This is a genomic window from Flavobacterium sp. R1_16 (genome assembly GCF_057652095.1).
Map to the genome: position 1 here is coordinate 516129 of NZ_JBYFCG010000001.1, position 13508 is coordinate 529636.

Sequence of the window (13508 nt, forward strand, 5' to 3'; positions counted from 1 at the left end):
TTAATAGAGAACAGAGAATTTTTTATTTAATATTTTCTGTAGTTTAAAATTTAAAATTGTAAGAAATAAGTGTAAAAAAATAAATTATTTATGTATTTCATCGATTTTATTTGCATATTGTCGTTTGTAAATCTACTTTTACAACATCAATTAACACAAAAAACCATTTATCATGAAAAAAGTATCCACTTTATTTTTGTTTCTAGTTGCTTCAGTTTCTATGTTAGCTAATGTTACCATTACAGAAAAGGAAGCATTGCTAAAATTGTATGCTAGCACAAATGGAAGTCAATGGACTCACAAATGGGATTTGAAAGCTCCAATCTCTTCATGGTATGGAGTTAAAATAGTTGGCGACAAAGTAATTGGTATAGATTTGTCAAACAATAACTTAGTAGGTGAATTACCTGCAGAAATTGTTAATTTGTCGAATCTACAGCAAATAAATTTTTTCAAAAATTCTCTTACTGGATCTATTCCAGCTTCGATAGGGAATTTAAAACAATTGAAAGTTTTAAACATAGCATTCAATAAATTAACAGGAAGCATTCCAGCTTCAATTGGTAACGCTAGTTCATTACAATCTATTGAATTGTATATGAATAGAATCTCAGGTCAATTACCGTCTGAAATTGGTAATTTAAAACAATTGAGAATTTTATCCTTATTTAACAATGAAATTGAAGGACAAATACCAGCTTCATACTACGGTTTGAAATCATTAAATGTAATGCTATTGAATAGTAATCAATTGTCTGGAAAATTAAGTCCTGAAGTTGCTAATTTGACTTCTCTTGAAACTTTAAGTTTGTTTGAGAATAATATGGAAGGTCAAGTACCTTTTGATTTAGAAAAATTAAATAACCTTAAAGAAATGAATATTTCTTACAACATGTTTAGTGGATTAGTTTCAAGAAATCTAGCTCAATTAGATACTTTGAATATGACTATGATAAACGATAAAGGTTTAGCTGTTGCATTGCCAGTTCAAATGGTCAAGAACTCTGCTTTAGCAAATGAAGATTAATATTTTGGTGAATATTTATAAATAAATTGGTTAAAAAACCATCAACGAAAGTTGGTGGTTTTTTTTGCTTTATTCTGTCCTAAAAATTGTAGCTGTAGACAAAATCTAGAAATACATTATTATTAGCAACAATTAAAAATAAATCTGAATTAGTACATCAAAGATGGAGTAGGGAAAATACGTTTATCTAATCTAACTTTTTATCTACAATCATTTTTAAATTTCAATCAACTCTTTTTTATCAATTTTCGCGTTTAAAAGATGTATTATCTTAATTTATTTTCTTTTAATTAGATAATTACTGTTAGTTGTTCAATTTAATATTTGTAAGAAAAAAGAATCATAATATTTAAAAAAGTGTATTTCATCGATTTTATTTGCATATAATCGGTTTTTATTTGTAAGTTTACACCATAATAAATAAACAAATGTTATGAAAAATACAGCTACCTTAGTTTTAATGTTATTTGTTTCGATGTCAATGTGGGCAACTATTTCTTTCTCAGAAAAAGATGCTTTAGTTAAATTATATATTGCCACTAACGGAAATCAATGGAAAAAGCAATGGGACTTTAATAAGCCAGTTTCGTCTTGGTATGGAGTTAAATTGCAAAATGACAAAGTTGTTGGTTTGGATTTATCCAATAATAATTTATCTGGGCAATTGCCTTCAGAAATTGTAAACCTTGTTTATTTGAAAGAATTAAAATTATTCAAAAATACTATTTCAGGGAGCATTCCATCTAAGATAGGGAACATGAAACAGTTGGTGGTTTTTAATTTATCATTTAATAAATTAACAGGAAACATACCTTCTTCCATAGGGAACATAAGTTCACTAGAAGAAATAGAGTTGTTTATGAATCAGCTATCAGGAAGCTTACCATTAGAATTGGGTAAGTTAACAAATCTGAGAACGTTATCATTGTATAATAATGAATTAACAGGTCAAATCCCAGCGTCAGTTTATGGATTGAAATCCCTAAAAACCTTACTTTTAAATAGTAATAAACTAAAAGGGAAGTTGGAAAAAGAAATTGCAAACCTTACACAACTTGAAACATTAAGTTTGTTTGATAATAATATGGATGGACAAGTACCTTTTGACCTTGAGAAACTAAATCACCTAAAAGAAATGAACATTTCATATAACATGTTCAGCGGGTTGGTTTCTAAAAATTTAGCTCAATTGGATACTCTAAATATGACGATGATAAATAATGAAGGACTTGCAGTAGCATTACCAGTTAAAGCGGATAAAAATTCTGCATTAGCTAATGAAGATCAGGATTAAATTTTTTGGTGAATATTTAATAAATTGGTTTAAAACCATCAACATGTGAGCGTTGATGGTTTTTTTGTTTTAGGCATAATTATCTGGAGTGGTATGTAAAAAATAAATTTATTATAAATTTAACTTGCGAATATCAATATTCGTTGTATATTTGCACTCGAAACAGCGCGGGATAGAGCAGTAGGCAGCTCGTCGGGCTCATAACCCGAAGGTCACAGGTTCGAGTCCTGTTCCCGCTACTAAGAAAAGCCATTCAGCAATGAGTGGCTTTTTTAATTGATTATAAAAAGAGATTTGTATGACACACAAAGCAGGTTTTGTAAATATTATTGGAAATCCAAACGTTGGGAAATCAACTTTGATGAATGCATTTGTAGGCGAACGACTATCAATCATTACCTCAAAAGCACAAACCACTCGTCATAGAATACTTGGTATTGTAAACGGTGATGATTTTCAATTAATTCTGTCTGATACACCAGGGATAATAAAACCTGCTTATGAGATGCAGGAATCGATGATGAATTTTGTAAAATCGGCTTTTGAAGACGCTGATATTCTGATTTACATGGTTGAAATTGGGGAACAAGAGTTGAAAGACGAAACTTTTTTTAAAAGTATTATTCACGCTAAAATTCCTGTTTTATTGTTATTGAACAAAATTGATAATTCTAATCAAGAACAGTTGGAGGAACAAGTAGCATTTTGGACTGCAAAAGTTCCTAATGCAGAAATATTTCCCATTTCGGCCTTAAAGAATTTTAATGTGCCTGAAGTTTTTGTTAGAATTCTTTCGTTATTACCAGAATCGCCAGCCTATTATCCAAAAGACCAATTGACGGACAAACCCGAACGTTTTTTTGTAAATGAAACGATTCGTGAAAAAATACTTTTAAATTATAGTAAAGAAATTCCTTATGCTGTAGAAATTGTAACTGAAGAATTTCTTGAAGACGACGATATCATTCGGATTCGTTCTCTGATTATGGTAGAACGTGATACGCAAAAAGGAATCATCATAGGGCATAAAGGAGCCGCTTTGAAAAAAGTGGGGATTGAATCTCGTGCTGATTTAGAAAAGTTTTTTGGAAAACAAATTCATATTGAGCTGTATGTTAAAGTCAATAAAAACTGGAGAAGTAATGCCAATATGCTGAAGCGTTTTGGCTACAATCAGTAATTGAAAACAAATTATTCTATAATTTTCAAAAATAACTGCTCCATTTCGTTCATTTGTCCGTTGCCTTTTTTTCGAATTTGTCTTGCAATAAAATAGAGTAAAAACCAGACGATTACCATTAAAAGCAGTACTACTACATCCATTGTGTAGGATTGTTTGAGACTGTAATTAGAGTAAGCAAACATGGCAAAAATGGTAAAAACTCCTGCTATGATAAAATGCAGAAACATGAAGAATGTCCATAGCGTTTGGTCGGGTCCAAATAAACCCCGAATGTGGGTTGTTTTTTCGGTTTTTGGCTCTAGTTGAAGATGTAAATGAGGAGACCAAAATCGTTTTTTTGTTCCTATAACATAGAACCAAATGTGATTTTCATGAACATTAATTGCAAAATCAGCAATATCCTTTTTAGAATAGGTTTCAAATTTTTGCTGAACATTTTCAATGCTATCATCTACGTCTTTATAAAAACGTAATCGAAGTCGAATTTCGTTATTTACATCCATATATACTATCTTTTTTTGAAATTAATCTTTAGCTAATGTAGTAAAAATAGGATTAGTAACCTATTAAATAGTACCTTTGCAGCCCGAAGCTATAAAGTTAGTCGTTCGGAAATAAATAGTTCAAAATTGCATTATGAATAATATTGTTGCCATAGTAGGGAGACCCAACGTAGGGAAATCTACACTTTTTAATCGTTTAATTCAAAGAAGAGAAGCTATTGTAGATTCTGTTTCTGGTGTTACTCGCGATAGGAATTATGGAAAAAGTGAGTGGAATGGGAAAGAGTTTTCAGTTATAGATACTGGAGGTTATGTACGTGGTTCTGATGACGTTTTTGAGGGTGAAATTCGTAAACAAGTAGAATTAGCAATAGATGAAGCAGATGTTATCATTTTTGTGGTAGATGTTGAAGAAGGGATTACACCCATGGATGAAACAGTGGCAAAACTTTTAAGAAAAGTAACTAAGCCCGTTCTTTTGGCTGTAAATAAAGTAGACAATGCGATGCGAGAAAAGGATGCTGTCGAGTTTTATAATTTAGGGTTAGGAGATTATTATACTTTTGCTAGTATTTCTGGGAGTGGGACAGGGGATTTGTTAGATGCTTTAATTGAAGCTTTTCCAGTAAAACCTGAACCTACTAAAGAAGAAATAGAATTGCCACGTTTTGCAGTTGTGGGTCGTCCTAATGCTGGGAAATCAAGTTTTATAAACGCCTTGATTGGTAAAGAACGTTTTATGGTTACCGATATTGCAGGAACTACCCGCGACGCTATTGATACCAAATTTGATCGTTTTGGATTTGAATTTAACTTGGTGGACACCGCAGGAATTCGTCGTAAAGCAAAGGTGAAAGAAGATTTAGAGTTTTATTCAGTAATGCGTTCGGTGCGTGCTATTGAACATGCGGATGTTTGTATTTTAATTATTGATGCTACTCGAGGATTTGAAGGTCAAGACCAAAGTATATTTTGGTTGGCAGAAAAAAACAGAAAAGGGGTGGTTATCTTGGTCAACAAATGGGATTTGGTCGAAAAAGATACCATGTCTACTCGTGACTATGAAGAAAAAATTAGAAAAGAATTAATGCCGTTTACGGATGTGCCCATTCTTTTTGTCTCGGCATTGACCAAACAACGTTTACTAAAGGCATTGGAAGCAACGGTTCAAGTTTATGAAAGCAGAAAACAAAGAATTCCAACGTCTAAGTTCAATGATTATATGTTAAAAGTCATTGAGGGTTATCCTCCACCTGCCTTGAAAGGTAAATATGTTAAGATAAAGTATTGTATGCAATTGCCTACATTGACACCACAGTTTGTGTTTTTTGCTAATTTGCCTCAATATGTAAAAGAGCCTTACAAACGCTTTTTAGAAAATAAAATTCGTGAAAACTGGGATTTTTCGGGAGTACCTATAGATATTTATATCCGTGAGAAATAAAAATTGTTAAATTTTTAGTAAGATTTTTTTTATTTTAATACTAAATCACTTATTTCGTTGTTATTATTTAAAATAGTAACAACGAAATTTTTTTTATGCAAAAATTCTATTATCTGTCCGTCTTCTTCATTTTCAGTTTATTTTCGTTTGCACAAAATAACGTTGTTATAAAAGGAAAAATTCTCGATAAAAATACTCAAGTACCACTAGAAGCGGCAACCGTATATCTTACCTCAGTAAAAGATTCTACGGTAATTGATTACTCCATTACAGACAAAAATGGTTTCTTTACAATTAACACCAAGAAAATTACAAAGCCTGTTTTTTTTAAAATATCTTATGTAGGGTATCAAACTTTTAAGCAGGAAGAACAATCCATAACAGCGAATAAAGACTTTGGAATTATACGATTAATTGAAAATACAAATACTCTTGGCGAAGTAGTTATTAAAAGTGAGGCACCGCCTATTCGTATTAAAAAAGATACCTTAGAGTTTAATGCGTCTTCGTTTAAAGTTCGGCCTGATTCCAATGTAGAAACCTTGCTCAAACAATTGCCGGGGGTTGAGGTATCGACAGATGGAAAAATTACAGTTAATGGAAAAGAGGTCAATCAGGTTTTAGTCAATGGGAAACCTTTTTTTGATAAGGACGGCAAAATTGCTTTACAAAGTTTACCCTCAGATATTATTAACAAAGTTCAAGTTTCGGATACTAAAACCAAAAAAGAAGAATTAACCAAACAAAATGCAAGTTCTAATAATGCTAGCATTAATCTCACTATCGATGAGGATAAAAACAAAGGTTTTTTTGGGAAGTTTATGGGAGGTTATGGTACAGATGACCGATATGAAAGTAGTACTCTAATTAATTATTTTAAAAATAAAAGGAAAATAAGTGTCCTCGCTTCCTCTAACAATATCAATTCCACAGGATTTTCAATGGATGAAGTATTTGATAACATGGGAGGCGGACGAAATGCAGGCTATTATTTTGATGGAGGCGATGGATCGTATGGTTTTGGGAATATGCGTTTTGGTGGAGGAAAGGGAATTACACGCTCTAATATGTTGGGATTAAATTATGGTGATGAATGGTTTAAGGATTTTGAATCCAATGCGAGTTATCTTTTTTCCAATTCCAATTCCAAAAACACTAACAGTACAAGACAAACTAATTTTTTACCCAAAGGTGGTTTTATAACTAGCTCAGATTCTAAAACAAATGAAGACCGATTTGGACATAATTTGAATTTCACGTTTGAATACAAGATAGATTCGACAGCTACCATTTTTGTAGCTCCAAGATTTATGAAAGCCAAAAATAAATATGCAGTCAATTCTACCGAAACTTCAAAAGATTTTGAGGGTCAGAAGTTGAATGAAAGTGAGCAAGAGAATTTTAATGACAATGATAAATTTAATTTCACGAATTCCATTAATTTCAATAAAAATTTCAAGAAAAAAGGACGTTCTATTAATGTTTCATTTGATAACGAAAATTCTAATGAAATAGCCACTTCATTGAACAAATCCACTTCTATTTTTTATCAGGATTCTAGACCTATTGATGTAAGAAATCAAAGCCTAAATAACAGAAATTTAAAAGATTTCTACTCTTCAGAACTTACTTTTTTAGAACCTATAACAGACTCTTTGCGGATTTCTTTGAACGTATATGCCCGTTCGGATAAAAATTCAGAGGTTCGTCAGGCCTATGATTTTGATAATACAAACCAAACATATTCTGTGACTAATGAAAATTTATCTAATTCTATTTATTCGCACGAAAAACTGATTGCCCCAAAAGTGGGTTTTTCCATAGAAAAGAAGAGTTTTAATATGAGTTTTACGGGAGGAACTAATATTGCACAATATGACAATCGATCTCTTTATTTAGGTAACACAACTGTTTTAGATAAAAATTATATTTTTCCGTACATAGAGACGTATGCTAATATCAAATTAGGAAAGTCAAAATCAATTTGGACGAGCTATGAATATTCTGTGACTTTTCCTAAGGCCAGTCAGTTGTTACCAGTAGAAAATTTGGCAAATCCATTGAATACTTTTATAGGAAATCCCGATCTAGATTTGAATAAAAGTCACAGAATGTTTATCAATTTTAGGGATTATGATTATGCGACACGTTCTGGCTATGTTTTGTATTCAGGAGGAAATGTATATGACAATCAGGTGGTAGCTTCGACAGTTTTTGATTCTAATGGAAAGCGAACTACAACTTATGAAAATGTTTCAGGAACACTTGAATCTTGGTTTGGAGCACGCTGGGATAAATCGTATAAAAAAGAGGCACAAACTTTTAAATTAGGAGTTGGATTAAATGGAGGATATACTACCTCAAAAGGATTTACGAATGGCGATTTATACCGTGCAAATGCATTACGACTCAGCCCAAGAATAAATTTTGTATATGAATATGGTGAAGTTTTGACGATTAATCCCACATATACTCTAACATACAATGACTTAAAGTATTCCAATTATAGTGTTGATTCTGCTTCCAACGTTTTGCATAATTTTAATATTCAAACAACCAGTTATTGGCCTAAGAATTGGGTTTTTGGAAATGATTTTGGGTATACCTATAATTCTAATATTTCTGACGGATTTAAAAAAGATTTTTATTTGTGGAACACCAGTTTAGCCTACAATTTCTTCCATAAAAAAATGTCGGCTAAGATAAAAGTGTACGATGTTTTAAATCAGAACCAAAGTGCCACTCGAACTATAACTCCAACCACTATTCGCGATGAAGAAAACACAGTTTTAAAGCGATATATGATGTTTTCGTTAACCTACAAAATTGAAAAATTTGCAGGTAAAGAGAAGCCATCAGGGGATAGATTTGGATATTAAAAAAATTAGCGAATCAACTTTTTAGCTTTCTCTTGAATAATTTCAGCAACGGGTTTGTTTTCTATTTTACTTTCAAGCCATGAAATGATGTCCAGATACAAAAAAGCTCTTTTTTCATAAGGATGATTTTCAAAAACAATCAGCCTATCGTGTAGTTTTTTAAATTCTGATTTTAGTTCATGCGGGAAAATAGTACCTAGATTTCTCAAAAATTTAATCATTTCGCGTTGTACTTCATGCAGGTCATTCATTTTGATTAAAAATTTATAAGTACTTCTCAATTGTACTTCCAGACGATAATCCATGCCTGCTTCATAGTGCGCCACGAGGCTTAATACACGGGCAAAACACATTAAATCCTCCCGCATGGAGAGATTTTTATTATCGATAATTTTCTTTAAGTATTCGATGCACTTTTTATTATTTCCAGCTCCAAAGTACAGACTAGCGATTTTATAATAAAAAACCATGACATGATGTTCGTCAATTCGGTCTTCATTTTTCTTTAGATTTTTCAACACTTCATCAACCAAATACAATCCGCCTTCAAAATCACCTTCCAGAAAATGCAAACTGAATTTACTGTTGTAATAACATAAAAAATATAAGGTTGTTAGGTTGTCATTCTTAGGGAAGGCATCCAAAGCTATCGTCTTTTCTAATTGTTCCAAGACTTCCTTCATGTAGGATTTGTGCTTGATGAGATACAAACATTCTAACAAGTACGAATTGCCCTTGATGTACCAAACTGGATTTATGAAAATCATTTGTTGGTTGTCATTGAACAAGTTTACCCATTTGCTGGAGTATTTGTAGCAAGCCAAGAAATCCTGCACCAAAAAGCTATACCATAAATGGGCTTTATACAACCATAATTTTTCTCTAAATCCAAGCTCTTCAAAATGATATTCGGGAAGTTGGTTGTTAAAATAGGTCATTATTTCTTGCATTTCCTCTTTGCTCTTGGCATAACCACTTTTTAGCATAATGCTGTAAAGTTGAAGTGATAAGTTCGAAAGTTTACTTGCAATTACGTTTTGTTGGCTCAATTCTTTGGCTTGAACGGTCAACTCATCGGCGCGCCCAACAATACTTCTAGTGATGTATTGCGATTCAATGACTTTTTCGAGTTCAACAATTTCAAAGGCAATGTTTTTTTCATCGTGTTCTAGCGCGGTCATTTTGGTTTTATCCAAAATTTTTAAACTCTGCTTGTACAAACCTTTGTGGTATAAAATAGTTGCAAAATCCAACTGTTCCCTAATTTGAATACGAATGTTCTGATTTACAGGATTCATTCGTAAACTAATCAAAATTTGTTTGTATAAATGCGCTTTTAGATTGGATAATTGCAATTTAGTAACTATGTTGCTTTTTAAGATTTCTTCCTCATCATATTCATTCATTTTATCCAAAAGGTTAAAAAGTTGCAAGAATTTAGCATCTGTGTTGTCACCTAATCGATTTACGTAAAGTTTGAACTGTCTTTTTTCTGATTTTGAAAGCGAACTAATGAGAACAAATAGATTATCTTTTGAAGGGTTTGCCATCGTAAAAAATGTATATTTAAGGTGTTGTATATCAGCTTTTTAATATGTTGTTTTTTTTGTTTAATACTGTAAATTTAAGCATTTAAAAGTATTCTTTCGAAGCCTTAAAATATAAATTTGTAATCAGAATTTAAAATTAAGTTTAATTATTGATATGGATAATCAAAAAGTACAAATATTTGACACTACTTTACGTGACGGAGAACAAGTTCCTGGATGTAAATTAAATACGGAGCAAAAATTAGTTATTGCTCGTCGTCTGGATGAATTAGGTGTTGATATTATAGAAGCAGGATTTCCAATATCAAGTCCAGGAGACTTTATTTCTGTTGAAGCTATTTCAAAAACGGTTCAAAACGCTACAGTTTGTGCCTTGACACGTGCCGTAAAAGAGGATATTGAAGTTGCTGCAAAAGCCTTACAATATGCAAAAAAGCCCAGGATTCATACCGGCATAGGAACTTCGGATTCTCATATTAAATATAAATTTAATGCTACACAAGATGAGATTATTCAGCGTGCAGCAGAAGCCATTTCTTATGCAAAAACTTTTGTAGATGATGTAGAGTTTTATGCTGAAGATGCGGGTAGAACAGATAATGAATTTTTAGCAAAAGTATGTTCTGAAGCCATTAAAGCAGGAGCGACAGTTTTGAATATCCCAGACACCACAGGCTACTGTTTACCAGAAGAATATGGTGCGAAAATTAAATATTTAAAAGAAAATGTTATTGGAATAGAGAAAGCGATTCTTTCTTGTCATTGTCATAACGATTTAGGATTGGCTACAGCCAACTCTATCGCAGGTGTTATTAACGGTGCAAGACAGATAGAATGTACCATAAATGGAATAGGGGAGCGAGCAGGAAATACTGCTTTAGAAGAAGTTGTTATGATTTTAAAACAACATCCTACTTTAGGATTATATACCAATATTGACTCCAAATTATTATACGATACTAGTCGATTGGTATCAGATAGTATGGGTATGATAGTTCAGCCCAATAAGGCTGTTGTAGGATCAAATGCTTTTGCTCACAGCTCGGGGATTCATCAGGATGGAGTGATTAAAAATCGTGAAACCTATGAGATTATGGATCCACACGATGTTGGTGTTACCGAGTCTGCCATTATTCTTACAGCAAGAAGTGGTAGAGCAGCTTTAGCGTATAGAGCAAAGAAAATAGGGTATGATCTAACAAAACTTCAATTGGATATAGTATATCTTGAATTCTTAAAGTATGCAGATAGAAAGAAAGAAGTTTTAGATAATGACGTTCATGAAATCATAAAAACAAGCAACATAGGAATGTTAATTTAGAATCAAAAACCTGATACATTCAGTTTTGATAATTATTTTATTAGTAAGGAAGAGATTGTGTAAACAATCTCTTTTTTTTGATAAATTCCTTTATTGTAAAAAGTAGTTTCGTAGTACTCCAAAAATTGCGCTAATACCAATCCAGAGGATAATATCAATTTTGAACCTATGCAGAACAACAAACGAAATTATTGTCCACACCAATGAGCTAAGGTCAAGACTATTTAATGCAAAATCTTTTGGGAATAGAACTACTTTTCCGAGATAAACCGTTAGATTTAGAATTACACCTACTACAGCTGCAGTGACAATTGAAAGTATTTGTTTCAGATTGTTGTTTTTGTGAGTTCTTTCGATAATAGGAGCACCGATGAATATGAAAAGAAAGCATGGTAAGAAAGTGTAAAAAGTAGTTAGAAGTAAACCGAGTGTGCCCATAAAAACGGAGTTTTCAAAATGATTGTAGCCAGCCATAAACCCCACAAATGCTAAAACCATAATCAATGGGCCGGGTGTTGTTTCTCCAAGAGCGAGACCGTCAATCATTTGCAAATTTGTTAACCAATGAAATTGTTCAACACTTACTTGGGCAACATAAGGCAAGACAGCATAAGCACCACCAAAAGTTACAAACGCACTTTTCGTAAAAAACACCGACAATTTTGACCAAAATTCAAAATCGCTTACAATTAAGTATAAAATTGTCATAGGGGTGAACCATAATATAATACCTAGGCTAATTTGTTTACAAAGCCCTAAAGGGTTGAATGTACTATTTGTGGTAATTGAATGACTATTGATGTAATATTCACTTTCATCTATCATGTCATGAGTAGACGTGTTGTTTTTTTCTATAAAAAGAGAAGGAAAGGTGCGTCTGGATAGTATTGCAAGTACAATTGCTCCAATTATAATAATAGGAAAAGGGATATTCAAAAAGAATATAAAAACGAAAGCAGCAATAGCAACAAAATAATGAAAGGAGCTTAAGAGAGATTTTTTACTAATTTTAATAAGGGCAACAAGTACTATAGCGATTACTGCAGGTTTTAAACCAGCAAACAGAGCATAAATCCACGGAAGGCTCCCAAATGTAACGTAAATTGTACTCAATCCCAACAAAATAAACATTGAGGGTAATACAAATAAAATTCCAGCAGCAAGTCCTCCCCAAGTGCCATGTAACATCCAACCAATGTATGTTGCTAGTTGTTGTGCTTCAGGACCAGGTAATATCATACAATAATTTAGAGCATGTAAAAATTTACTGTCACTAATCCATTTTTTTTGATCAACAAGAAATTCATGCATTATAGCAACCTGTCCGGCAGGTCCACCAAAGCTTATAAAGCCCAATTTTGTCCAAAACAAAATGGTCTCTTTGATTGTTGGCTTTTGTATTGTCTTGCTATTAGTCACTGTTTTTTTTGATGCAATTTATTTTATGAAAAATACTTAATCTAATAATATCTCTGTTAAAATAATCAGTTCCATTAGGGCGTTGCTGAAAACTTTTTAAATAACCTAGTTCAACAGCTAGATTTTCATTACCATATTGTACTCCAAAGTAAATTCTGTTTTGGTCAAAGGTATTATACACTATATTTTTTCCGGCATTGAACATAATTTCGTCATAAACAATTAACTTTAATTTTCTGTCCTCTTTTTCCCAAAAGTTATAATCTCCCATTAAGCGGTATCTAAATCTCCAAAAAAAAGTAGTTCCATCAAGTAAACTTCGATTATTCGAATTATGAATAAATCGTTCCTCCACTTGAAATCGTTGATTTATGGTGATGCCTTTTATTTTTTCTTTCCAAGTTACATCTTGTTGCCCTCTGTTTTCGGGTATTTGAAAATCAAAAGTAAGCTCTGGAACTTGTGTTGAGACTGAAAAATAAGCATAGCCAATTCCTGTTTCTAATTTTTCGTTAATTTTATATCGCCCTTGAATTCTAAAAACATATAGGTTTTGCTGAAAAGGTTTTAGAAATACTCGGTTATCAAATTCGGTGTGAATAGACCACGCATTATTTAAAATAAGTTGATTGTAATATCTTGTCCAAAGAATGTTTTGGTTATCAATATTTTTTTTTGTTTGAGCATTGGAACTACATACTGAAATAAAAACAACAACTATTTTGAAAATTTTCATTAATTTTTTTGTGCAAATTTATACAAATGCTACAAAAAACGAGTTTATTATTTAATTGATACTTCAAAACTACGATTACTATTTTTAATACTTTTAAATTCAGTAATGCTTCAAGAAAATTTCAATTAAGGGTATTGGTTTTATTAGAAAAA

10 protein-coding genes and 1 tRNA gene are annotated in these 13508 nt (G+C 32.0%); 7 read left to right on the forward strand and 4 right to left on the reverse strand.

The window, feature by feature from the left end; genetic code table 11:
• The first annotated feature begins 172 nt into the window (after positions 1-172).
• The 4 genes from AC23L6_RS02305 to era all read left to right on the forward strand — a co-directional run bounded on the left by AC23L6_RS02305 (position 173) and on the right by era (position 3501).
• On the forward strand, positions 173-1027 hold the full coding sequence (locus AC23L6_RS02305) for a leucine-rich repeat domain-containing protein (protein WP_487560683.1): 855 nt from the start codon (positions 173-175) through the stop codon (positions 1025-1027).
• A 433-nt stretch (positions 1028-1460) separates the two neighbouring features.
• Entirely contained in the window at positions 1461-2321 is an 861-nt protein-coding gene (locus tag AC23L6_RS02310) for a leucine-rich repeat domain-containing protein (protein WP_487560685.1), read from the forward strand.
• Between the two features lie 166 nt (positions 2322-2487).
• Positions 2488-2560: transfer RNA gene (locus tag AC23L6_RS02315), tRNA-Met, on the forward strand.
• Between the two features lie 59 nt (positions 2561-2619).
• Positions 2620-3501, forward strand: a complete 882-nt coding sequence (era, locus tag AC23L6_RS02320) for a GTPase Era (RefSeq protein WP_487560686.1) — start codon at positions 2620-2622, stop codon at positions 3499-3501.
• Between the two features lie 11 nt (positions 3502-3512).
• Here era and AC23L6_RS02325 read toward each other — a convergent pair whose 3' ends face one another.
• The gene (locus tag AC23L6_RS02325; RefSeq protein ID WP_487560687.1) at positions 3513-4007 is read right to left on the reverse strand and encodes a hypothetical protein; all 495 of its coding nucleotides are present in this window, start codon (positions 4005-4007) and stop codon (positions 3513-3515) included.
• 133 nt (positions 4008-4140) lie between these two features.
• On the opposite strand from AC23L6_RS02325, the gene der reads away from it, so the two are divergent.
• Complete coding sequence (gene der, locus AC23L6_RS02330; protein ID WP_487560688.1) at positions 4141-5451, forward strand: ribosome biogenesis GTPase Der; 1311 nt, start codon at positions 4141-4143, stop codon at positions 5449-5451.
• Between the two features lie 95 nt (positions 5452-5546).
• A complete protein-coding gene (locus tag AC23L6_RS02335) occupies positions 5547-8330 on the forward strand; it encodes an outer membrane beta-barrel protein (protein WP_487560690.1) in 2784 nt (927 codons plus the stop codon).
• A gap of 5 nt (positions 8331-8335) precedes the next feature.
• Here the strand turns inward: AC23L6_RS02335 and AC23L6_RS02340 are convergent, their stop codons facing one another.
• On the reverse strand, positions 8336-9880 hold the full coding sequence (locus AC23L6_RS02340) for a hypothetical protein (RefSeq protein ID WP_487560691.1): 1545 nt from the start codon (positions 9878-9880) through the stop codon (positions 8336-8338).
• A 154-nt stretch (positions 9881-10034) separates the two neighbouring features.
• Here AC23L6_RS02340 and AC23L6_RS02345 point away from each other — a divergent pair, with 154 nt between their 5' ends.
• Positions 10035-11201, forward strand: a complete 1167-nt coding sequence (locus AC23L6_RS02345) for a 2-isopropylmalate synthase (RefSeq protein WP_487560692.1) — start codon at positions 10035-10037, stop codon at positions 11199-11201.
• A gap of 90 nt (positions 11202-11291) precedes the next feature.
• On the opposite strand, the gene chrA is transcribed toward AC23L6_RS02345, so the two are convergent.
• Both chrA and AC23L6_RS02355 read right to left on the reverse strand, forming a co-directional pair.
• Entirely contained in the window at positions 11292-12620 is a 1329-nt protein-coding gene (gene chrA, locus AC23L6_RS02350) for a chromate efflux transporter (RefSeq protein ID WP_487560693.1), read from the reverse strand.
• On the reverse strand, positions 12613-13356 hold the full coding sequence (locus tag AC23L6_RS02355; RefSeq protein ID WP_487560694.1) for a DUF2490 domain-containing protein: 744 nt from the start codon (positions 13354-13356) through the stop codon (positions 12613-12615). The genes chrA and AC23L6_RS02355 overlap by 8 nt, the downstream gene beginning before the upstream one ends.
• Positions 13357-13508 lie beyond the last annotated feature (152 nt).